13 protein-coding genes are annotated in these 22,937 nt (G+C 66.8%); 6 read left to right on the top strand and 7 right to left on the bottom strand.

Annotated elements, in window-relative coordinates; translation table 11 throughout:
* The first annotated feature begins 149 nt into the window (after window positions 1–149).
* From NO366_RS05960 to NO366_RS05970, 3 genes are all read left to right on the top strand, one after another.
* On the top strand, window positions 150–986 hold the full coding sequence (locus NO366_RS05960) for an E3 ubiquitin ligase family protein (RefSeq protein ID WP_256533406.1): 837 nt from the start codon (window positions 150–152) through the stop codon (window positions 984–986).
* Window positions 987–1,101: 115 nt separating this feature from the next.
* Window positions 1,102–1,923, top strand: a complete 822-nt coding sequence (locus NO366_RS05965) for a winged helix-turn-helix transcriptional regulator (RefSeq protein WP_256533407.1) — start codon at window positions 1,102–1,104, stop codon at window positions 1,921–1,923.
* A 492-nt stretch (window positions 1,924–2,415) separates the two neighbouring features.
* Window positions 2,416–12,822 carry a right-handed parallel beta-helix repeat-containing protein gene (locus NO366_RS05970; RefSeq protein ID WP_256533408.1) on the top strand — a complete coding sequence of 3,469 codons (10,407 nt, stop codon included), beginning with the start codon at window positions 2,416–2,418 and terminating at the stop codon, window positions 12,820–12,822.
* Window positions 12,823–12,906: 84 nt separating this feature from the next.
* Here the strand turns inward: NO366_RS05970 and NO366_RS05975 are convergent, their stop codons facing one another.
* Window positions 12,907–14,559, bottom strand: coding sequence for a tryptophan--tRNA ligase (locus NO366_RS05975; RefSeq protein WP_256533409.1), 1,653 nt, complete (start codon window positions 14,557–14,559; stop codon window positions 12,907–12,909).
* 189 nt (window positions 14,560–14,748) lie between these two features.
* Between NO366_RS05975 and NO366_RS05980 the strand changes: the two genes are divergently transcribed.
* A complete protein-coding gene (locus tag NO366_RS05980) occupies window positions 14,749–15,165 on the top strand; it encodes a thiol-disulfide oxidoreductase DCC family protein (RefSeq protein ID WP_256533410.1) in 417 nt (138 codons plus the stop codon).
* Window positions 15,166–15,215: 50 nt separating this feature from the next.
* On the opposite strand, the gene NO366_RS05985 is transcribed toward NO366_RS05980, so the two are convergent.
* Entirely contained in the window at window positions 15,216–16,013 is a 798-nt protein-coding gene (locus NO366_RS05985) for an aldo/keto reductase (RefSeq protein ID WP_256533411.1), read from the bottom strand.
* A 113-nt stretch (window positions 16,014–16,126) separates the two neighbouring features.
* Window positions 16,127–17,530, bottom strand: coding sequence for an ATP-binding protein (locus tag NO366_RS05990; protein WP_256533412.1), 1,404 nt, complete (start codon window positions 17,528–17,530; stop codon window positions 16,127–16,129).
* Window positions 17,531–17,740: 210 nt separating this feature from the next.
* Here NO366_RS05990 and NO366_RS05995 point away from each other — a divergent pair, with 210 nt between their 5' ends.
* Entirely contained in the window at window positions 17,741–18,196 is a 456-nt protein-coding gene (locus tag NO366_RS05995) for a VOC family protein (RefSeq protein WP_256533413.1), read from the top strand.
* A 45-nt stretch (window positions 18,197–18,241) separates the two neighbouring features.
* Here NO366_RS05995 and NO366_RS06000 read toward each other — a convergent pair whose 3' ends face one another.
* Both NO366_RS06000 and NO366_RS06005 read right to left on the bottom strand, forming a co-directional pair.
* Window positions 18,242–18,751, bottom strand: coding sequence for a hypothetical protein (locus NO366_RS06000; protein WP_256533414.1), 510 nt, complete (start codon window positions 18,749–18,751; stop codon window positions 18,242–18,244).
* Entirely contained in the window at window positions 18,744–19,322 is a 579-nt protein-coding gene (locus tag NO366_RS06005) for a DUF7342 family protein (RefSeq protein ID WP_256533415.1), read from the bottom strand. The genes NO366_RS06000 and NO366_RS06005 overlap by 8 nt, the downstream gene beginning before the upstream one ends.
* Window positions 19,323–19,457: 135 nt before the next feature.
* Here NO366_RS06005 and ligA point away from each other — a divergent pair, with 135 nt between their 5' ends.
* Window positions 19,458–21,683 carry an NAD-dependent DNA ligase LigA gene (gene ligA, locus NO366_RS06010; protein ID WP_256533416.1) on the top strand — a complete coding sequence of 742 codons (2,226 nt, stop codon included), beginning with the start codon at window positions 19,458–19,460 and terminating at the stop codon, window positions 21,681–21,683.
* Between the two features lie 143 nt (window positions 21,684–21,826).
* Here the strand turns inward: ligA and NO366_RS06015 are convergent, their stop codons facing one another.
* A complete protein-coding gene (locus NO366_RS06015; protein ID WP_256533417.1) occupies window positions 21,827–22,315 on the bottom strand; it encodes a toxin-antitoxin system TumE family protein in 489 nt (162 codons plus the stop codon).
* On the bottom strand, window positions 22,316–22,840 hold the full coding sequence (locus NO366_RS06020; RefSeq protein WP_256533418.1) for a DUF7342 family protein: 525 nt from the start codon (window positions 22,838–22,840) through the stop codon (window positions 22,316–22,318).
* Window positions 22,841–22,937: the final 97 nt, after the last annotated feature.

Consider the following 22,937-nt stretch of genomic DNA (forward strand, 5'->3'; position numbering starts at 1 on the left):
CGACCGCTATTACGACACGGGTTCGTGCAACCGACCGACAGTTCCGAATGCGCAGCGTCGATCGAGGGTCGGATTCGGTCCGTCGCCATTCGGTCGCGAACCGGGCGCCGAGACCGAACCGCCGGCTGGGGTGTTCCGCCCGGGATAGGATGGTCGTGACGACCGTCGCGGTGGCGGCGTCTGGATCGGCTGTCGCCGTGAGCCTCGTCCCGCTGGGGTCGATCACCGGCGGGGAACCGGCCATCGTCGCCGTCCTCGTCGGCGTCTTCCTCGTCGGTCTCTTCGGGGCCTCCCTCGGCTACGGCCGGTACCAGCGGGGTCAGTTGATCGAGGCCACCGAGGACGTCGCGATCGGCGAGGCGACCCACGGACGTGTGGCGATCACGGGTACCGTCAGGCCGGCCGAGGAGGCGCTTTCCAACCCACTGACCGACGGGGAAAACGTTCACTACTCCTATCGCATTCGGGACCACGTCGAGAAACCGGACGACGAGATCACCGACTCCGAGGAGGACATCGCCGGCGGCGACACCGAGTGGGAGACGGTCTCTCAGAGCAGCGATTCGGTCCCGTTCTACGTCGATGACGGGACCGGGACAGCGCTGGTGGCGATCGACGAGGAGCCGACGTACTCCATCGGCGACGACAACACGACGCGCAGCGACGACGAGGACGGGGACGGCCTCGTCGGGCTCTCGAACGACGACGTTCCGCCGGACGTCATCACGCGCGTCCACCGGGAGACCGTGTTACCGGTGGGCGAGGACGTGTGCGTTCTCGGGCGCGTCGATGGCCCCGGGTCGGACGGGGAAGCAGACCTGGTCGTCGGCCGCGACGCGGAGGCCGGTCTCTTCGCAGTGACCGACGGGACGAAAGCCGACCTCTCGCGCTCGCTGTCGCTCTCCGGACCGCTGATCGTGCTCGGTGGCCTCGCCACGAGCGCCGTCGTGGCGGGCTTGCTCGTCTACGACTTCGTCCTCGCGTGACGAGTTCTGGGATTCCGACCTGCCGTCTTCGAGGTATCGGCGCGATCGGGCGGCAGCGGCAAACCCCTCCGAATAAAAGCATAACCGATATTGTACGTCGGTCGAACGTGACTGTGTGACCCGACTGGACGCGACCGTCCCGCGTGATCGGCGGCCGGGACTCGAAGCACTGTCGCTCCTCTCGAAGAAGTGGCACCCGATCGTGCTCGTCGTTCTCGCCGCCGATGGTCCGTGTGGATTCAGCGAACTCGGCGACCGCATTCCGGACGTCTCGGGAAAGGTTCTCACCGACGCCCTCGACTCACTCCGGGAGGCCGGCCTCGTCGAGCGTCGGGAGGTCAGCGAGTCACCGCTCCGGGTCGAGTACGACCTCACGGAGGCGGGACGGGACATGGGTCAGGTGTTCGACGCAGCGTCCGACTGGGCGGAGCGTCATCTAGAGGGCACGGACCCGCGGGTGCTCCTCGCCGACGCCGACCACCGACTGACTGACCTGTACGGGGGCTGGCTGGACGACCGGTACGCGGTCGTCCGGTGTCACGGCGCGGGCGCGTTCGCAGAGCGCGTCGACGAGGGCGTCGACGTCGTGATCCTCGACGCGGCCCTGCCCGGCATCGAGGTCGACGCTGCCGTCTCGGGGCTCCCCGAGTCGTGTCGATCCGTCCTCCTGGTCGGGGATCGGCCGCCGGTCGAGTTGCTCGACGTTCCCTGTGACGACATCCTCCGGAAGCCTGTCGTCCGGGACGCGTTACTCGGAGCCGTCGAGTCGCAGCTATCGAACCGGGACGCGTCGGACCGCCAGCGCACCGTCTCCGCCCTCAGGGCCAGGATCACGTCGTTCGAATCCGTGTACCCGCGCGATCGGCTCGACGCGACCGACGTCTATCGCCGGTGCCGCGAAACGCTGGACGACCTGGCGGACGAGCGCGAGGAGTGATGTGCCGGCTCGACCGTGGCGCCGTTCCGTCTCACTATTTGTCCGGACGGTAGCGGTCCATCGGTCCGCAGTCCGAGTGCCGGTAGCGGTTCGGCGGGGGACGTCGACTCTCACACTTTCTCGGCCACACTGACACACGTTCGCGCGGTGTCGAAGTCGGACCACTCCCCCATCGGGATATCGTAGCCACGCCTGACGGAATCTTCGTCGCTCGTTCGGACGGCTACGGGAGGTAAACCGGTTCGGGCAGGGCGGTTGGGCACGCTCGCTTCCCCCTTACCTGGCGGTAACTCGGCGACTTACATATAATTCAGATAACAGTTATACCCGGTCCACCACAATCGCGTTCAAATGTCAGGTGGAGTGAGATCCGGCCCGGTTTCGGTCCCGTCTCCCGGGATCGTTCGTGGTACGTTCCAATCGTGGACAGGGGAAACAGACATCGATACCGCTCGCCCCGTGGTCCGGCGGCGTGCGTGGACGGTTCTGTACGTGTGTCTGACCGTACTGCTCGTCGGAGGTGTCCTCGCTGGAACGGCCGCTGCAGTCGGTGGAGCGCACGCGGTCGGTGACGTAGAACGCGTGGTACCGGGTGGGTACGACGTGACGGGCGATTCGGAGACGGCTACCACCGGCCCGACGCCGATCGTCTCGTGTACCGAGATCACCGATTCAGGTTCCTACGTGCTGGAGGCGAATCTCTCGCCGACGACACAGGATCAGCTCGCGCTCGACCCGGAGGAGTACCAGCGAAACGGCTGTGTCGTCGTAAACGCGAGCAGCGTCTCCATCGATGGACAGGGGTATTCGATCAACGCCACCGGTGTCACCGAAAACGGCGAACGCCACAGTGGGATCCACGTCGAGAACCTCTCTCCCAGTGCCAGCGAGGACCCGGAATCCGAAATCTCGGCGTCCATCTCGAACGTGTCGGCGACGGGTGGCTGGTACTACGGCATCTCGGTGCACAACGCGTCGATCTCCGTGCGAAACAACACGATCACCGGCGAGCACGACGATGCCGAGCGGGGCATTCAACTCGACTACTCGCCCGGCGCCACCGTCGTCGGCAATACGATCGACGAGCAGGCCTACGGGGTGAGACTTGGCGAGTTCTCTACCGAGGCGGCCGTGCGAGATAATTCCATTTCGAACGCGAGCTGGGCGGGGATCGGGGTGGAGGGCGACGACGCGGATCTCGAGGATAACCTGATCAGGTTTTCCTCCCCTGGGGTACTGCTCGACGGTGCCAACGGGACCCGCATCGACGGAAATACCCTCGACGGCGGGACGGGAATCGAGACGTACGACAACTCGGACGACCCGGTGATCACGAACAACACCATCGTCGCCGACGGGACCGGTGCGGCAATATCCCTTGGAGAGGGGAGCGCGGGCGTAACCGAAGGCGGCTCTGCCAACGCGGTCGTTCGAAACAACTCCATCGACGGGACGACGTCGGGCATCGAACTCATGCGCCAGTCGGTGTCGGCAACCATCGTCGACAACGCGATCGAGAACGTCACCAACTACGGCATAAATGTCGTTGGCGACTCGACCGGCGCGTTCGTCGAGCGCAACTTGGTTCGCCGCTCCGGGGACGGGATCAGGCTGACGAGCGACGACGCGACGGTGCGACACAACGAGTTCGTCGACAGTATCGAGCACCAGCCAGGCGGAAACGGATACGCCGTTCGCATCGGAGGAAGTAGCGGTTCCAGCGGTTCGATAATCGCCCAGAACAATCTCTCGGGCGGCTCCGCCGGCGGGCTCAACGTGAATGCACCGGCCGCAAACACCGTCTTCGCGAACAACTCGATTCACAACACGACGGCGGGCGTCCACGTCGAGGACGCCCAGGAACCGATCGGGATCACGATCAGGGACAACGCGATCACGTACAACACCGTCGGGGTCGAACTCGACACTGGGTATGGTGCAGAACCCGATGTGAATCCGCGCTTCGTGGGGAACACGATCGCCCACAACGACGAACGGGGGATCTCGGACTACATCTCCGACGGTGCACGCTACGAGGACAACCTCGTCGCGAACAACGGTGAGGAAGGGCTGTACCTCCGGAGCGGGGTGAGCAACGCGACGGTCCGGGCCAACACGTTCCGGAACAACGGCGAGGAATCCTACGGCGGCGGGGCCGGCCTCGTCATCGGCGACGACGGCGGCATCGCCGTGACGAACGCCACCGTCGCCGACAACGTGGTCACGAACAACTCTGAAACGGGCATTCACGTCCTCTCGAGCGACGGCGTCGCCCTCGAGAACAACTCGGTCACAGAACACACCGTCTCACTCCGTCTCGAGGGAGCCACCAACGCGAGTCTTCACGAGAACACGCTCGGGACGGGTCTCGACATCACGGGCGCGTCCGTCTCTCACTACGCGCTCGACGCGTCGGGCAACGCGCTCGCCGACGGATCGCCGATCGCCTACCTCGACGGAACCGGCGACCTGACCGTTCCCCAGGGGGCCGGGCAGGTCGTCGCCGCCGTCCCCAACGGATCGGTCGTGGAGGTCGGGACGCTGGCGTCCGGGAGCGTTCCGTTCGGGCTCCTGGTTCCGGCGGGGGAGGGCGTGACGGTCGAAGCGGGCACCATCACCGGTGACGCCACCGACGGCATTCGTCTGACTAGACCCGAAAACGCGACGGTCCGAAACGTCACCGTCGACGCGACGCGACGGGGCGTCGTCGTCACGAACGCCCCGGGGGCGGTACTCGACAACGTCACCGTGACCGACGTCGACGGCCCCGACTCGTTCAACGACGGCCTCGGCATCTCCGCCAGGGAGGCGGCCGGATTCACGGTGACGGACACTCGAATCAGCGGGGCCACCACGACGGCGATCGAACTCCAGGACGCGACTGGGGCGGTGATCGAGCACACGACCGTCGAGACGGCCGCCGACGGGATCGACGTCCAGCGGGCCGACCAGATCGCCATCGCGAACACCGACGTCTCCGATACGGCGGGGACCGGGATCGACCTGTCCGATTCCGAGGCGGCCACCGTCACCGACAACGTCGTCACCAACGCGGCGCCGTCGGACGAAACCGACGCTGGGATCGAGATAACCGGGTCGGAGAACGTCTCCGTCGACGGGAACGACGTCTCCGGGAGTCACACAGGCATCGACGTCTCCGACTCCACTGGGGCGTCGGTCACGTCGAACGCGCTCTCGACCAACGACGTCAGTCTCACCGCGTCCGCGGTCTCGCTCGTCGCCGACAATACGATCACCGACAGCGGCGAGACTGGCGTTCAGGTTACTTACAGCGACGGGACGACGATTCGTGAGAATACGATCCGCCGAAACGGCGTCGATACTGCCGACGGGGCCGGCGTGTTCCTCGACGATGTCGACGGCGTAACCGTCGTGGCCAACGACTTCGAGGAAAACGAGGTCGGAGTGTACGGCGACTTTGCGAGTGGCAGTTCGATACGGGACAACGCGTTCACCGATAACGCGGAGTACGGCGTCCACCTCGAATACGACTACGGCGTCGAGATCGAGAACAACACGTTCACCGGTCACACCGGAAGCTACGGGACGCCCGGGGGGATCCGAGCCGAAGTCAGCGCCGACGCTCGGATCGCCGAGAACGCCTTCAGCGGGAACGACGACGGAGTCGAGTTGGCGGGAGCGGGAACCAGCGGCGATCTGGTCGGCGTTTCCGTGACGGTCGAGCGCAACGAGTTCACCTCGAACGGCAACGGCGTGACGATCTACGACGAAGCCGACCAGTTGACGATCCTGGAGAACTCCTTCGAGTCCCAGAGCGACTACGGCGTCGAGTACGGCGTCTCCAGCCCCCAGCACTATCCGGACGCGCGGGAGAACTGGTGGGGCAACGAGACCGGGCCGTCGAGCTGGTCGGACGGCGTCTCCGACCCGGAAACGAACGTGACGGCCGACGGTGACGGTGACCGTGTCACCGCTGGTGTCCGGTTCGACCCGTGGCTCGAAACCTACCCGCCCGTCGAGGAACCCACCGAGATAACCACACTCGCGGGGTTACAGACGATGGCCGACGACCCGACGGGCGACTACGTCCTCGGGAGCGACATCGACGCGAGCGGGACTGACACCTGGAACAACGGAGCAGGCTTTGCCCCGGTCGGTGATTCGTCCACGCCGTTCACCGGGACCTTCGACGGACAGGGTCACACCATATCGGGGCTGTACGTCGACAGGGGTGACGCGGCGTCCGCGGGCCTCTTCGGGGTCGTCAGCGAGGCGACGATCGTGGACGTCGAGCTCGCGAACGCAGACGTCAACGCGACCGGCGACTTCGGCGGCGGCGTCGGCGCACTCGTCGGAGGAGACCAGTACGGCTCGACGATCTCCGGCGTCACTGCTTCGGGGACCGTCTCAGGCGTGACGAACGTCGGCGGGATCGCCGGCTCGACCGGTACCGCCTCGACGCTCGAGGACGCGCGCTCGTCGGTCTCGGTGACGGCGGACCCCGATTCGGGAACGTCGGCGGGCGGTCTCGTGGGCTCGTTCGACGGGGAACTCCTCGATTCGTCGGCCAGCGGCGAGGTCTCCGGCGCTGGGGACGTCGGTGGCCTCGTCGGCACGCTCGACGGTGAGATCGTCGGTTCGTCCGCGAGCGGCACGGTAACCGGCGATAGCCCGGTCGGCGGCCTCGTCGGGGTGGCCTACGACGACGGGACCATCTCCGAATCTCGAGCGTCCGGTGACGTCGAGGGGGAGAACACCCTCGGTGGATTACTGGGCGTAAACCGCGGGAGCGTGGTAGATTCGTACGCGACCGGCACCGTGACGATGACGTCGGCGTACGACCTGGCTGCCGGCGGTCTCGTCGGGGCCGTACAGAGCGACGGGACCGTCAATCGGTCCTACGCGACCGGCGACGTCTCCGGGGACGACGACATCGGGGGGCTCGTCGGGCGGATCGGTGATTCCGGGGCGATCGATCGGTCCTACGCGACCGGCGCCGTCTCCGGAAATGGGGGGCTCGGTGGACTCGTCGGGGCGATCACCTCGGCGGACGGTACCCTCACGAACGCCTACTGGGACACGGCCTCGACGAACATGACCGGTGCGGTCGGCGACGAGTCGGGCACCGTCGAGAACGTCACCGGCCTCACGACCGCGGAGATGCAGGGAACGGTCGCCGCCTCGAACATGCCGGCGCTCGACTTCGAGTCGACCTGGACCACCCGGTCGAACGACTACCCGACGCTGGTCGCGACGAAACCAGCGGGAACGGTTACCGGCGTCGTTACAGATGCCGACACCGGCGCGCCGATCGAATCCGCGTCGATCGCTCTCTCGACGGCGAGTCAGCCGGAGGTTGCGACGGCCGAGACCGGCACCGATGGTGCCTACGCCGTCGCCGTCCCGGCCGGCACGTACGTCCTCTCTGCGGAGTCCGCGGGCTACGAAACGCACGTCTCCGGGGAGTTCACCGTCGGCTCGAACGAAACGATCACCCGGAATGTCTCGCTCGTTCCCGACCCCGCACTTTCGATCGCGACCGTCGACGCGAACGGGTCGGTCTACGCGGGCGATTCCGTCGTCGTCGAGGCGACGATCGAGAACCCGGACCCCGTCGCCGGGACGGCTGCGGTGTCCCTCAACGCATCCGACGGGACGGTCCTCGACAGCACGAGCGTCGACGTCGCGTCGTCGAGTCAGGAGACGGTATTGCTCTCCTGGACGACGACCGAAAGCGACGTGGGGGACCACGACCTGACCGTGGCGCTCGGTGCAGAGACCCAGACGGTCACGGTGAGCGTCGAGGAGCGCATCGCCGACCTCTTCGGCGGGGTGTTCGACGCGAACACCACCGATCCGATCGCGGGCGCGACGGTCTCGGTCGCAGACCCCGAGACCGGCGTGGAGGCGGCGTCGACGACCACGAACGAGAGCGGTATGTTCTCCGTCGGTGTCGAACCCGGCACGTACGACGTGACGGCGGACGCCGACGGGTACGAGCCGTCGACCGACTCGGGAGTCGAGGTGTCCCTTCCCGACACCGAACTCGGGATCGGACTGACCGAGACGCCGCCGCAGCCGGCGACGTTCGCCGTCTCGATCGACGACGCGCCGACGTCCGTGATGGCCACCGAGACGGTTCCCGTGAACGCGACGGTCGAGAACGTCGGGGACGAGACCGGAAGCCAGGACGTCCGCCTGCGCGACGCCGGCGGAACCACCCTCGACGGCGAGTCCGTCCAGCTCGCACCTGGCGAATCGACGACCGTGGCGCTCAGTTGGGAGACCGACACCGACGACGTCGGCACCCACGACCTCGCTGTCGAGAGCGAAGACGAGACCGCGACGGTCTCTGTCGAGGTGACCGAACCCGAGGGGTTCGTCGTCGAAGCCGCCGAGACGGAGACCGAGGCCACCGCTGGCGACACCGTGGACGTCCCGGTCGACGTGACGAACGTCGGGATCGAACCGGACGGGATCTACCTCGCACTGTTCGACGGCGACGGCAGCGAAGCGTATTCGCAGGCGATCGTCACGGACATCCAACCGGGCGAGACCGAGCGCGTCACGATCCCCTGGGGAACCCTCCAGTCGGAGACGGGAACCCACGAACTCGAGATCGGCGACCTGAACGGCGATCGCTCGCTCGCGACGACGAACGTCACCCTCGTGGCGCCGGACCTCACCGTCGACCGCTATCCGAGCGAACCCGAAGTCGGTCAACCGATGATGCTCCAGGTCTGGAACGCCCAGGACCCGGTCTGGGACTTCGACGACGGGACGACGTCGACCGGCGTCAAGGTCACGCACACGTTCGACGACCCGGGCGAGTACGACGTCACCGTCACCGACGAGGCGACCGGCGACGCCACCGAGACGTTCACCGTCGACGTCTCGCCCTCGTCGCTGACGATCGAGTCGATCACGCGCGAAGACGGCGCGACGCCCCTCGTCGGCTACGGGTGGAACGAAACGTTCGAGGTCGACGCCGACGGGGACCGCCCGATCGAAACGACGACGATCTCGCTCGCCGGGGAGACGGTCACGCGAGAAGGCGCGTATCCGCACGGAACCTTCGACCTCGGCGAGCTCGAGGAGGATGCCGTGCTCCATGTCACCGTCACCGACGCCGTCGGGCGGACCGAGACGGCGACGGTCGCCGTCCCGGTGACCGAGATTCCCGACTGGATGCGTCCGCTCTTAGAAGACGGCGACGTCACCGTCGACCATCACAACGGACAGATCGTCGCCGTCGACGACGCCGGCTTCGACCTCGTCGACGGGTTCGACGTCGACGACCTGCCGCTCGGCGAGAACAGCGTCACGTTCGACACCGACTCCCGCTTCGGCGTCCGGTACGACGCCAGGAACGTCGGCGCAGACGTCTTCGGATCCGGGGCGATCGAGGCCGCCCTCTTCGAACTCGGGTTCGACGCCGACGTCGCCGTCACGGGCGTCGTCGACTCCGAGATGACCTACCAGAGCGCGACGGCGTCGGGCCACCTGGCCGTCACCGGCATCCCGGGTCCGCAGTACGCCGTGGACGCGCCGGCGGTCGGCGAGGTCGGCGTCGTCACGACGATCAACCCCGAACTCGCGTTCGAGGGTCACTTCGACGAGGAGTACGCCTTCGAGAACGGGACCTTCCAGCCCGCCGTCGGGGTGACCGCCAACGCGACGGTCGCAGTCAGCGAGTGTGGCGTCCTCGTCACAGCGACCGGTGAGATCGTCGCCGTCTTCGACGTCGGGACGGGCGACCCCAACCTCGGCGGCGAGGCCTCGATCGAAGGTGGTGGCGGCGTCTACTGTGGCTCCTGGGAGTGGATCTACACGGCCGGTCCGTTCACTCAGGAGATCGGTGACGGGCCCCGACTCCCGTCGCAGACGCTCTCGGCTGACGCGTCCGCGGTGACGTTCCAGCCGCGCGACGCGCACGGGCACAACCCGTCGGTCGCGATCCCGACGGTCGACGAGACGGGCGGTGAGCACGTCGCCTTCGACGGGACGGCCGCCGCCTCGACCGTCACGACCCCCGAGCACGTCGACCGACTGACGAACACGACCACAGAAGCCACCCAGCCGGCGATCACGCGGATCGGCGAGGAGTACCGCGTCGTCTGGAGCGACCGCGACGCGAACAAGACCGCCGGCGAGGGCCGCGACCTCCTCACGCGCACCTACGATCCGTCGTCGGGCGACTGGTCCGCGGTCGAGACGATAACCGACGACGCGACGCCGGACGAGTCGCCAGTGCTCGCCTCGAACGGTCAGGAGACGATCGCCGTCTGGGCGACGACGAACGAGACGATCGACGTCGAGTCAGTCTCCGGTCCAGGAGACGTCCTCCCGCGGTACGAGATCGCCTACGCGATCCACGACGGCACCGACTGGAGTGACCCGACGGTCCTGACGAACACGTCGGACCGCCAGTTCGGCCCCCGGGTCGCGCCCGTCGACGGCGGCTGGGCGATCGCCTGGGGCGCTGACGAGTCACTCGACGGGACGAACGCGTCGGTCGGCTACGCGGTCGTCGACGCCGGATCGACCGTCGTCGATCCGACCTGGGTCGACGACGCGACGCACGCGGCTCTCGGCCCCGACGGCGACGCGGCGTCGATCGCGTACGCCAGCGTGGCGGGCGATCGGATCGACGAGGTCGTCACTGGCAAACTCGACGCAGCTGGCCTCGCAGAGCGCGAGCGCTTCGACGCTGGGAACGTGACGGATCTCACGACCGCAGGTGACCGGACGGTCTGGGTCGAGGGGACCGCTGCCCGACCGACCCTCCTCGAGGCGACCCTCGACGGAAGCGGCGGATCGACCGCCGTCTCGGAACTGACGCTCCACGAGGACGTCGCGAGCGTCTCCGAACTCTCCCTCGAAACGAACGGGACCGACGCCCTGCTCGCCTACCGGACGAGGACGAGCGGTGCCGCGGGGCACGACCTCGCCTACCGGCTCGACCGCGGCGACGGCTGGATCCGCGACCACGTCTACGCGGACCTGCCAGGAGAGAACCTGACGCCCTGGTACGCGGACGTCACCCTGGGCGCCGACGGCGAGTCGTTCACCTCGACGTTCGCCGCCCGTGAGCTCCCGACCGAGAACGTCACGGACACCGTCGACGACGTCTTCGTCGCCGAACACGCCTTCCGACCGACGTACGCGCTCGACGCGTCGGCGGAATCGGGCGCCGTGGGCGACTCGACGACCGTCGCGTACGAGGTAGCGAACGTCGGTGACGTCGCCGGCGACGGCGCGACTGTGACGATCGAAGCGAACGGATCGGTCGTGGAGACGCACGACCTCGGTCCGATCGCCGCCGGCGAGAACGCGACGCGGACGCTGGACGCGACCGTCCCCGCCGACGGAACGTTCACCGTCTCCGTCGACTCGGGCGGATCGGCCTCGGCCGGATCGACGGCACTCGCGACGGGCGACGAGGTCGTCGGAGCGGCCCCGTCCACGACGGCGATCGCCGCGACGCCAGCCCTCTCGATCGAGAACGTGACGACCGCGCCGGCAGCCGGCGGGTCGGATCCGACGAACGTCTCGGTCAGCGCCACGATCCGAAACGACGGCGCTGCCGCCTCCGGGGTGCCGATCGGCTTCTCCGACGGCGTGTCGTCGCTCGCCGACACCACGGTCGACGTCGGGGCGAACGGGACGGCTCTCGCGACGGTGACCGTCGACGCGTCGGCGCGCAACGCGACCGTCGCCGACCGGGTCACGATCGACCCGGACGGAACGCTCGGGGTCGACGCAGTCGACCACCGCGAACGACTGACCTGGTTCGTTCAGCCGGATCTCGGGATCGGGGACGTGTCGTACGTCACCGCCGGTGACGGCGTCACCGCGGAGGTCGGCCTCTCGAACGCCGGACTCGCGCCGGCCAACGCGACGGTGACCGTTCGCGAAGCGGGCGGTCCCGTCCTGGGGTCCGCCACCGACGAGATCGGTGCGAACGCGACGCGGACCGTCTTCGAGACGGTCGGGGTCGATCTCGGCGACGTTTCCGACGGGACCGAACTCGTGATCGACGTCGACACCGTCGTTCCCGATGCGGACGCGACGACGACCGCCACCACAGACGTCGTCGGTCCGGTCCTGGCGACCGATCGACCACGCTTCGCCGTGACCATCCTCGGTGCACCGGAGAACGTCTCCGAGGGTGACGACGTCGACGTCCTGGTCGGAATCGAGAACCGAGGCACGGGGGCAGACACCCAGACCGTCGCGATCGAACTCGACGGTTCGTCGGCGACGACGCGGCAGGTCGCGCTCGACCCTGGCACGGTCGCGCGCGAGACGCTGACCGTGACCCCGAGCGGTGACGCGGTGCCCGAGATGACGATCCTGGCGCGGAGCGACACCGCCGTCGACTCGACCCGTATCGACGTCGAGGCGGCAGACGACCCGGCACCGGGCCTCCCGCCGGCGCCCGCTCCGACTCCTGACCCGGCGTCGCTCTCCGTCGCGGCGCTGGACGCGCCCGACCGCGTCTCCGCGGACGAGTCGTTCACCGCGACCGTCACCGTCACCAACGACGGCGGCGAGGCGGGCGAGACCGACGTGACGGTCGCGCTCGACGGCGAGCCGATCGACGAAATCCCCGTCTCGGCGGACGCCGGTGCGTCGACGACGGTCGACGTCACCGTCCCGGTGGCCGACCTGGAACCGGGAACGGTCGAGCTGTCCGCGACCGCCGATGGTCCAGGAACGTCGGCTGAAATAACGGTCGAAGGGTCGGAAGACGGCGAAACGGGTGACGGAACGGACGCCGCTGGCGGCGGTGAGTCCGGCACTGCCGGCGAGACGACCGGCGGTGACGGGGCCGACGGCGTACCCGGATTCGGCGCGGTCGCGGCGTTGGTCGGCGTCCTCCTCGCGACGGCTCTCGCCGTTCGACGCTGCTAGCCCTCGGGCGAAGCGATCGTCTCAGAACGGTCGGCGGTCGCCGGGTGTACGAACGGCCGCTCGACGCCGTCCCGTCCGCACCCCTTAGCCGCGGCGGGGCGATTCGAGTTCGATGTCGGCGGCGTCGAGCAACTCCTCGACTTCGTCGCGCTTTTCCTGGTGGTCGGCCAGGAACTCTCGCATCAGCTGGGCGGCCTGCTCCTTGCAGTCGCCACAGAGCCGTTCGCCGCCGACGCACTCCTCGTAGACGCGCGTCGCGAACTCGTCGTCGTCACCGGCGAGCAGGTAGGCGTAGAGTTCGTAGACGGGGCACTCGTCGGCCTCGCCGCCGAGTTCGCGCTGGAGTTCGGCCGTCTCGCGCCCGCCCGTCGTCGCGGCTTTCACCTTGTCGTAGCCGTCCTCGGGGTCGTCGAGCAGCGAGATGTGGCTCGCGGGGATCGACGAGGACATCTTCCCGCCGGTGAGGCCGGTCATGAAGCGGTGGTAGATCGACGACGGGGCCAGAAAGCCGTAGCCGCCCTGGTCGACCTCGACCTGTCGGGCGAGCTCCTCGGCGGTCTCCCGGTCCAGGTCGAACGCGTCGACGTGTCCCTCGAAGACGCGTTTCTCGCCATCGATGGCCTCGATGAGGGCCTCGAACGCCGCGTCGTCTCCGCGCCGGTTGACGATCCGGGTGCGCGGCCGAAGCGGTTCCATGCCGGCGTTTTCGAGTGTGGTCTCGACGCTGTCGACGAGCGAGTCCAGATCGTCGCGGTCGTGGAACGCCGCCGCTCCCATCGCCGATGCGGTCAGTTGTTCGGCGACGAGCCACTGGGCCGCCTCGGAGCACCGCGGCTGATCCGGATCGTCCGCGTACGCATCCCGGTTTTCGTACGCGTGCCGAAGCAGTGCTAATTCCTCCTCGTCCGTTTCGAAGCTCGCGTACGCCTTCGTGACGCCGAAGTAGCGCATCCGGGAGGCGAGGTCGCGGGCAAGCCGGACGTGCGGGTCCTGGTCGGGGCCGACGGGGATGACGGTCGGCTTGGGTTCGTCGAGCTGGGGGTAGAGGATGTCGGCCATCTGCGTGACCACGCTCTGCATGTGCGAGACGTCCGTCTCGCCGTCGAAGCCGTAGATGGCGCCGAGTTCGGAGAAGTTGGCCTCGACGCCGAGTTCGAACGCGAGGTCCTGGACGTCGCGGTTGGTCGACTGGCGGTAGAGGTCGCCCTCCTCGGGGTCGAAACCCAGCGCGAGCAGCGAGAGGAGGTAGTCACGCGCGTGCTCGTCGATCTCGTCCCAGGAGAGGCCGCGGGCGGCGTGGGCCTCGAGGTCGGCGATCAGGCCGTAGGCGTCGGCACCCTGCTCCTGGTGCCAGATGATCTCGTCGAAGACGAGCTTGTGGCCGATGTGGGGATCGCCGGTCGGCATGAACCCCGAGAGGACGGCCGCCTCTTCGCCCTCGCGGAGGGCGTCCATCACGGGGCGGTAGTCGCGCTGGCCGAAGATGACGCCTCGACGCATCAGGTAGTGCGGATTCGGCACGTCCGCGAGGACGTCGTCGAACTCCCCGATGCCGAACTCCTCGAAGAGTTTGCGGTAGTCGGAGACACTCGCCGCACCCCACGGGTCGAGGACGACCTCGTCGACGTCGTCGGTCTCGACGCCGCCGTCCGTGGCCGGCTCGGGGTCGCCGGCCGCGTCGCTGCCGTTCTCGGCGGATCCATCGCCGATGTCGCTCGGTCGCTCGTCCTCGCTCATTATCTCCTCCCGCGGTCCGACGCACGAAAAACCCTTCGTGTCGGGCGTTGCGCCGCTCGCGCTCGTTCGCACCTTTCTCGTGTGCCCCACCTCTCTCTCGTTCACTCACCCTGCTCGTCGGCGCCGGGCGGGCACGGACGGTCCGCCGCGACCGGAACGCCTTACTGGCGAGCGACCCTAGGACGAACGATGGAACCGGAGGCTCCGGACGGCGCACCGATCGTCCTCTTCGACGGCGTCTGCAACCTCTGTAACGGCTTCGTCCAGTTCATCGCGCCGCGGGACGACGACGAGGAGTTTTACTTCGCCTCGCTGCAGTCCGAGATCGGCCGGGAACTCCTGGCCGACCACGACCTCCCGACCGACGAACTGGAGTCGATCGTCCTGGTCGAGGGCGACGCGGCCTACGTCAAGTCCGGGGCCGTGCTCCGGATCGCCAGTCGACTCGGCGGCCTGTATCGCCTGCTCTCACCGTTTCGATACGTTCCCCGGATCCTCCGGGACGCCGTCTACGATCTCGTCGCGAACAACCGCTATCGGGTCTTCGGCAAGAAGGACCGCTGTGAGATCCCCGAGGGCGACGTCGGGGCGCGATTTCTGGAGTGAGGGGTCACGAGCGGCACCGCTGACCCGATCCATCGGCCGTTCGAGCGACCCTATCGGTTCCAGACGCCGGCGTCCGGGTCGACCAGCCGCTCCTCGTGATCGATGCCGTCGATCCGTTCTACGTCTTCGTCCGGTAGGTCGATCTGAGCCGCTTCGAGGTTCGCCGCGACGTGGTCGCCGCTGCCTTTCGGGATGGCGACGACGCCGTCGCGCTGGTGGTGCCAGGCCAGGGCGATCTGGTGGGGTGTGGCGTCGTGGGCGTCGGCGATCTCGACGAGCGTCTCGTCCTCGTCCGCCCGACCTCGCATGATGGGACAGTACGCGACGGTCGTGATGTCGTGCTCCCGGCCGTACGCGACGAGTTCGTCCTGCTGGAGCCACGGGTGACACTCGACCTGGTGGGCGACGACGGGCGAGTCGAGGATCTCGCGGGCCTCGTCCAGGTGGTCGACGTCGAAGTTGCTGAGCCCGACGTGGCGCGTCCAGCCGCGGTCGCGAACCTCGTCCATCGCTGGGAGGGTGTCCTCGGACTCGTAGGCGTCTATCGGCCAGTGGACGTACAGGAGGTCGACGGCGTCGACGCCGAGCCGATCCAGGCTCTCCTCGGTCGTTCGGATCACGTCTTCACCCGCGAGGTTCTCCGGTGTGACCTTCGTCGCGAGGAAGACGTCGTCCCGTTCCACGTCCGTCCGTTCGATCGCGTCGCCGACGGCTTCCTCGTTGTCGTACATCTGCGCCGTGTCGATGTGGCGGTAGCCCGCCTCGAGTGCGCGGACGACGTTCTCAGTGCACGTTTCGTCCTCGTGGCCCGACGTGCCAAAGCCCGGCTGTGGAATCTCCGTGGTCATAGGTGGACGGACGCGGCCCCGACACTCCCGTCTCCGGAAAGCGGCAATCGAGACGAAGGATCCTGGTCGAGTTTGCGGACGGGCCGTTCACTTCTAGTTCTGGGAGCGACCATTCACGCTTTCAGAGCCGCAACCACGTCTTCGAGATCGAACAGGCGAAGGTGGTCGTCTTCGCTCGCGGCTTCCCTGACCGACTGGGTGAAGCCGTTCCGGCTGAACAGCGCGAACTCGTACCGGATATCGCCGCCCCCGGCCGGCGTCCAGTCGATCATCCTGGCCTCCTCCCGGAGGCGTGAAAGGACGTCGTACCCGAGGGGCTGTGTCGTAAATTTCACCTCGCCAGCGAGGAGCGAATCACCGGTCGTGAGGCCGACGACGTCTATCTCGTGGTGCTTGTACCACCAGCGTCCTGGGAGCGACGAGAATGGTAGATCGTCGTACAGCTGCGGGACGGCCTCGATGCACAGCGTCTCGAAAACGTCCCCCACGAGAGCTGGGAGCTCCGGTTCGACCAGTTCCGAATAGGCGTTCGAGCCGTGGAGTTCGAATCGACCGGCTTGTCCGTACACGAATCGAAACCAGAATCGAAAGAGCTGATCTCTGATGCGATACCGCCGGTTTCGACTCCGGACTGGATCGGCTGTCACCGGTGTCGACGGTTCGATGAGTGCGAGGTCTTCGAGTCGGTCGAGGTAATAACTCGAACTGTTGGCGTCGATTCCGACGGCGGTCGCAATTTCGTTTCGCTCACGATTTCCGGCAGCGATCGCCTTCAGGATGGCGAAGTACCGATTCACTTCGTCTACTTCCATCCGAAGGAGTAATTCCGGTTCCTCGTGGAGGGTTCCCTGTGGTTCGAGGATCGTTCGTCGAACGTTCTCGCCGATAGCCACGTCGTCGTCGATCGCCTGGAGGTAGTGTGGGACACCGCCGTAGACGCTGTAGGTCACGACCTGCGTCTCGGAATCGTAGTTCGGGACGAATTCGACCACGTCACCGAACGAGAGCGGTTCGATCGGGAACTTGCCGCTCGGTCGCTGTGAGATTCGTCCGTACAGCGGTGCGGTCCCGTCCATCGTCAGATCGTACATCATACCGATCGACGACCCTGCCAGGACCAGCGTGGTACTCGAGTCGTCGACCTCGTGGTCCCACAGCCGCTGGATGACCGATGGGAGGCTGGGCTCTGCGTCGGCGAGGTAGGGAAACTCGTCGAGAACGACGATTGCGTCTCGATCGAGAAGAAACTGCAGCAGCGATTCCCACTTCGGCTCTACGTGTTCAGCTTCTGTAAACTCACGCGAAACCGCCGTTCGAAACCCCGTGCGTTGATCAGTCGCCGTCGTCTCGGTCGCCTGATAGTATACCGACTCGTCGACGTCTCGAAGCGATTCCGTGAGCAACCGGGTTTTTCCGACCCGCCTTCGCCCCCAGACGACACCGAGCTCCGCAGAATCACTCCGGTAAAGTGATTCCAGTCGATCGAGTTCGTCGACCCTATTCACGAACGCGGTCATAGAGGGAGTAGGATACCTCGACTAAAATAGTTTGGGCTATTATAGCCTAAACTATTGTAGCTTGGACTATTGTAGCCTAAACTATTGTAGCTTGGACGTTTCAACTCCGCCGCTGTGGACCGCCACCGGCGTTTTCGCACGCGGACGTCCGGCCTTCGCTCGATCGAGACCGAACGCCCATATCTGGGCGCCGAGTAGAAACGAGCAAGAATGACCGGCGACGCGACCGATACGGCCACTGACGACCCGACTCACGGTGATCCCGACCACGCCGGACAGCTCCACCACCTCGAACTCTACGCCTCGGATATCGACGCGTCGATCGACTTCTGGGGCTGGCTGCTCGGCGAACTCGGCTACGAGGCGAAGAACGACTGGTCGGGTGGCCGGTCGTGGATCAACGGGCCGACCTACGTGGTCCTCGTCGAGGCTGACGAGGAACCCGCCGCCGAGCATCCGTTCGACCGCCGTGGTCCGGGGCTCAACCACGTCGCATTTCACGCGGCGACGCGCGAGCAGGTCGACGTAATCACCGAGGAGGTCCGCGAGCGCGCCGACGCGACCGTGCTTTACGAGGACCGACACCCGTACGCGGGCGGGTACTACGCGCTCTACTGCGAGGGTCCCGAGGGGATCAAAGTCGAGGTCGTCGGGCCGGAGCAGTAACGCCTGCTCCGTCGTCTCCCGACCCATCTGTTGAATTGGATGAGTTCACGGTGGATCGAACTGGCTGTTCAGGATCTCGGGATCGTCCGCTTCCAGAGCCCGCCACCAGCAGGCGAGAACGGCGAGTGTCACGAGCGTCGGCTCTTCGTGTGAAATACAGGACTCGTGGTGTGACTCGAGATCGTCGGGTGGATGGAAGTGCTTCGCCGAATACGTCGACTCCGGTCGACGCTCCCAGCCGAATCGGAACTCGATCGATCGAGGCGGTTCGACGGGGTCGCCACGATCTGCCCCGACATCCTCATTTTCGTTCGCCGTTCGATCGAAGCACTCCTCTCGGTAGTGATACTTGTAGCCGTGGTATTCCCACCACTGGACGTCGAACCTGGCGGAATCGGCTTCGAACCCGGTTCCGACGGTCAGTCGAAGCTCGATCGGATCGATCGCGTTCGGTACGTACGAGACGTCGATCACCAGATCGCCGAGCCGGGATCGGAATACTCCCTCCGTTTCTCGAAGCGCCTCCCAGTCGATGGGGCCGCGCTCGTCAGGCATACTCTTCGGTCGCGACGGTCGCGTCGTCATCGTCGCCGATCGCGTCTAGCCGACGCGTCTCGGTGTACGCGAGGGCCGTCCGCGCGAACGCGAGGTTCCGCCGGGTCGATTTCCACTGCGAGACAGTCTCCCAGCCCTCCTCGTCGTCCGGGTCGAGGGTGCTGACGAGTTCTTCGGGACTCGTCGCCCCGTACTCGTCTTCGTACGACCGAATTCGGGTCTTCATCTCCCTGATCGCCGATTCGAGCTCGGGCCGGGTGTGCTCGTCGGCGAGTTGCCGGACGCGTTCCAGCCGTCGCTGGTCGGGATTTCGACGGTATTGCGTCGCCCCGCCGAGCGTGGTCGCGCTCGCCCGACCCGACTCGACGAGCGACTCGAGGTGTTTTCTCGCCGTCGGTTCGGAAACGAGTGCCCGATCGGCGAGCGTCCCCGCGGTCTCGAACTCGCGCGTTCGTCGCAGTACGGTCTCGATCCGCTCGAACGCCGTCGATTCGGATTGCCACTCGGCTGCCGCAACGTCGTCGATAGATCCGTCGACGTCGATATCGTCGAAGGGCGTCGGATCCACCATAGCACACCTAACGCGGAGTGGATAAAAATACCTTTTCCCAACCAATCGTATTTTCTCAGGGTACCCGGGCGCCGCGGAGTGATCGATTCGTCTAGACCCAGCACGTTTACCGACCCTCGGTCCGAAACGCCGCCAATGACCGACGACACACTCGCTACGGACGGCGAGAACCCCTATCTCCGGGAGCCGCCGAGCGACTTCCGGCCAGTGGCGGAGCTGGACGAGACGGAAGCCGACCGCCAGATCGAGCTGTTACGCGAGGCCATCCGCGAGCACGATCGCCGATACTACGTCGAGAGCGAGCCGCTGATCGCCGATCGAACCTACGACGCGCTCTTCTCCCGACTGGAGATACTGGAAGACCACTTCGACCGATCGGCACCCGACAGCCCGACGAATCGCGTCGGTGGCGAGCCCGTCGACGCCTTCGAGACGGTCGAACACGTCGCGCCGATGCTCTCGATCGACCAGAGCGGCGAGGTCGAAGACGTCTACGAGTTCGACAGTCGGGTCAGGCGCGATCTCGGTCTGGAGTCGGCCGCGGGCGGACCTGCCGACGGCGGGGCCGGCGACGTCGGTGGGACGGTCGACAACGTCGATGACGGCGACGGGACCGCGACCCTGTCTGACTTTGCCGACACCGGTGGCGACGACCGCGTCGCCTCCGCCGACCTCCAGTACGTCTGCGAGCCGAAGTTCGACGGCGTCTCGGTCGAGTTCGTCTACGAGGACGGCCGGCTGGTCCGAGCGGTGACCCGCGGCGACGGCCAGGCGGGCGACGACGTGACGAAGAACGCCCGCACGATCCGGGCCGTCCCGCAGCGCCTCCGCGGCGACTACCCCGACTTCCTCGCGGTCCGGGGCGAGGTCTACATGCCGAAGGACGCCTTCCAGGCGCACAACCGTGAGCGCATCGAACAGGGGAAAGAGCCCTTCGCCAACCCGCGCAACGCGACCGCGGGGACGATCCGTCAACTCGATCCGTCGATCGTCGCCGAGCGCCCGCTCTCGGTCTTCTTCTTCGAGGTGCTCGACTCGAGCGACGGTCTGGAACGGCACACGGAGGCCCTGGAGCGGTTTCCCGACTGGGGGTTTCGCGTCACCGAGGAACTCGAACGGGTCGAGTCCATCGACGCGGCCGTTCGCTATCGGGACGACCTCATGGAGCGCCGCGACGAGCTGTCGTTCGAGATCGACGGCGTCGTCATCAAGGTCGACGACTACGCGGCCCGCGAGGTCCTCGGCACGACGGCGCGCCACGATCGCTGGGCATTCGCGTACAAGTTCCCCGCCCGCGCGGAGGTGACGACGATCCAGGACGTCGCCGTACAGGTCGGTCGAACGGGCCGGGCAACGCCCGTCGCCCTGCTCGATCCCGTCGACGTCGGCGGCGTGACGGTCTCGCGGGCCAGTCTGCACAACCCCTCCGAGATCGCCGAGAAGAACGTCGACGTCGGTGACACCGTCCGCGTCCAGCGGGCCGGCGACGTCATCCCCTACGTCGCCGAAGTCGTCGAGAAGGGCAGCGACGGGCACTGGGAACTGCCCGACACCTGTCCCGTCTGTGAGAGTCACCTCGAGCGCGACGGGCCGATGGCCTTCTGTACGGGCGGGCTGGCCTGCGACGCCCAGCGCCGACGCTCGATCGAGTACTACGCCAGTGACGACGGACTCGACCTGGACGGTCTGGGCGAGAAGAGCGTCCGCCAGCTGGTCGCCGCCGGCCTCATCGAGACGGTCGCCGACCTCTACGAACTCGATCGCGACGACCTCGTCGGCCTCGAGGGCTGGGGCGAGACGAGCGCCGACAACCTCCTCGCCGAACTCGAGGACGCCCGCGAGCCGCCTCTGGCCGACTTCCTCTCCGCGCTCGGCATCCAGCTCGTCGGGCCGACGACCGCCCGCGAACTCGCTCGCGAGTTCGAGACCTTCGAGGCCGTCCGCGAGGCGGCCGTCGAGTCACCCGAAGCCCTCGAATCGGTCGATGAGGTGGGCGAGACGGTCGCACGCGCCATCCACGACTTCTTTTCGAGCGAGGCCAATGCGGCCGTCGTCGAGCAACTACTCGAACACGTCTCGCCACAGGACGCGGAGATCGAAACCGGCAGCGACGAACTCGACGGGCTCACGTTCGTCTTCACCGGGGCACTCGATGCCTGGACGCGCGGCGATGCGCAGGAGCTCGTCGAGGCCCACGGTGCGAACGCGACGAGCAGCGTCTCCGGCAACACGGACTACCTGGTTGCCGGCGAGAACGCCGGCGCGTCGAAGCAGACCGACGCCGAGGCGAACGACGTCCCGGTGATCGACGAGGCAGGATTTCGGGAGCTACTCGCAGAGAATGGCATCGAGGTCGCGTAGATCGAGATCGCAGGATCGAGCACACGACCGTCGAGACGGCCGCCGACGGGATCGACGGGCGTCGAAGAGGTGAGCACGAGTTCGAAGAGGTGAGCACGGCATCGAAAGTAGGGCGAGGGTCAGTATCGCTCGAGACGAACCGCTCACGGCGGATCGTCTACGGCGTTACACCCGTCGAAATCGCCGCGGTCGTACGCCAGTCGCCAGCAGGTGTGCACCGCTCTGGCGACGAGGACGACCTCGGAGACCGCTATGCAGGACGGTTCCACGTCCGCGGGTACGTTCGACGCGGTCGGCGGCGGGTGGAAGTGACGGACGTCCGTCGGCCGCGGAAAGTCGTGCGGATGGACGTCCCATCGAAGATTTCTCCCCTCGGCGTCCGTGTAGTGGACGTTGTAGTCACCGACCGAGGTCCACCTGACGTCCAACCAGGCGGACTCGGCCGTGCCGACGCCGTCGGACAGGCGAATCCGCAACACCGTCGGGTCGACCGGGTCGTCCAGTTCACCCGTCGCCAGCGGCTCCAGTCGCTCGAACGCGACTCGAAAATCGTAGAGCGACGGGCTATCGATCGGTCCGCGGGTCGAGTGCGATTCCGTTGTGCGCTCTGGCGTGTCGTCGCCTGCCGACATTCACGGCACCTGTGACGCGTGAAGGTCCTCCTCGGCGGCGGACACCGCGAGCGCGACCCTGGCGAAGCTCAGGTTTCGACGCGTCGTCTGCCACGCCTGGACGGTTTCAGTATCGATCCCGCTATTCGAGAGGACCGCATCTTCCGGCGACTCTGCGTCGAACTCCTCGCGGTACGTCTGGACCGTCTGCTGCATCTCGGCGACACGCGTCGTCAGGGTGGCCGTGTCCACCTCCGCACGGATGCGATTGGCCTGTTCGAGGACGAGCGACTCGCTGGAGCGTTCGTAGCACGCGCCCCGCTCGTCGGGAATGGCGGTTTCGACGACGAACCCCTCTCCAGCGAGCTGGTCGAGGTGCTTTCGTGCCGTGTTCTCGCTGGTGCGAGCACGCGACGCGATGTCGCTGACGGGCTGTGGGTCGTACGTCCGCTTCATGACCTCGCGAACGCGCTCGAATGGCGTCGTCTCCTCGACCCACTCGGCTTCGACCCGCTCGTTCACGTCCAGCGGCGCGTCTTCGGGCATCACCGACTAGATGAGGGCGAGATATATTGCCCTTTGGGTCGCTATGTTGAGATAACTCTCGCTGCCGCTCTCAGTCTTCGACGTCCGTCTCGAGTTC

Source organism: Halovivax cerinus (assembly GCF_024498195.1).
Classification (GTDB): domain Archaea; phylum Halobacteriota; class Halobacteria; order Halobacteriales; family Natrialbaceae; genus Halovivax; species Halovivax cerinus.

Bases quoted from the DNA above. Each gene is read 5' to 3' on its own strand.
- NO366_RS06015 (WP_256533417.1), bottom strand. From the start codon at position 22,315: ATGTCGGCAGGCGACGACACGCCAGAGCGCACAACGGAATCGCACTCG.
- NO366_RS05985 (WP_256533411.1), bottom strand. From the start codon at position 16,013: ATGACCACGGAGATTCCACAGCCGGGCTTTGGCACGTCGGGCCACGAG.
- ligA (WP_256533416.1), top strand. From the start codon at position 19,458: ATGACCGACGACACACTCGCTACGGACGGCGAGAACCCCTATCTCCGG.
- NO366_RS05990 (WP_256533412.1), bottom strand. From the start codon at position 17,530: ATGACCGCGTTCGTGAATAGGGTCGACGAACTCGATCGACTGGAATCA.
- NO366_RS05960 (WP_256533406.1), top strand. From the start codon at position 150: ATGGTCGTGACGACCGTCGCGGTGGCGGCGTCTGGATCGGCTGTCGCC.
- NO366_RS05980 (WP_256533410.1), top strand. From the start codon at position 14,749: ATGGAACCGGAGGCTCCGGACGGCGCACCGATCGTCCTCTTCGACGGC.
- NO366_RS06005 (WP_256533415.1), bottom strand. From the start codon at position 19,322: ATGGTGGATCCGACGCCCTTCGACGATATCGACGTCGACGGATCTATC.
- NO366_RS05995 (WP_256533413.1), top strand. From the start codon at position 17,741: ATGACCGGCGACGCGACCGATACGGCCACTGACGACCCGACTCACGGT.
- NO366_RS06000 (WP_256533414.1), bottom strand. From the start codon at position 18,751: ATGCCTGACGAGCGCGGCCCCATCGACTGGGAGGCGCTTCGAGAAACG.
- NO366_RS05975 (WP_256533409.1), bottom strand. From the start codon at position 14,559: ATGAGCGAGGACGAGCGACCGAGCGACATCGGCGATGGATCCGCCGAG.
- NO366_RS06020 (WP_256533418.1), bottom strand. From the start codon at position 22,840: ATGCCCGAAGACGCGCCGCTGGACGTGAACGAGCGGGTCGAAGCCGAG.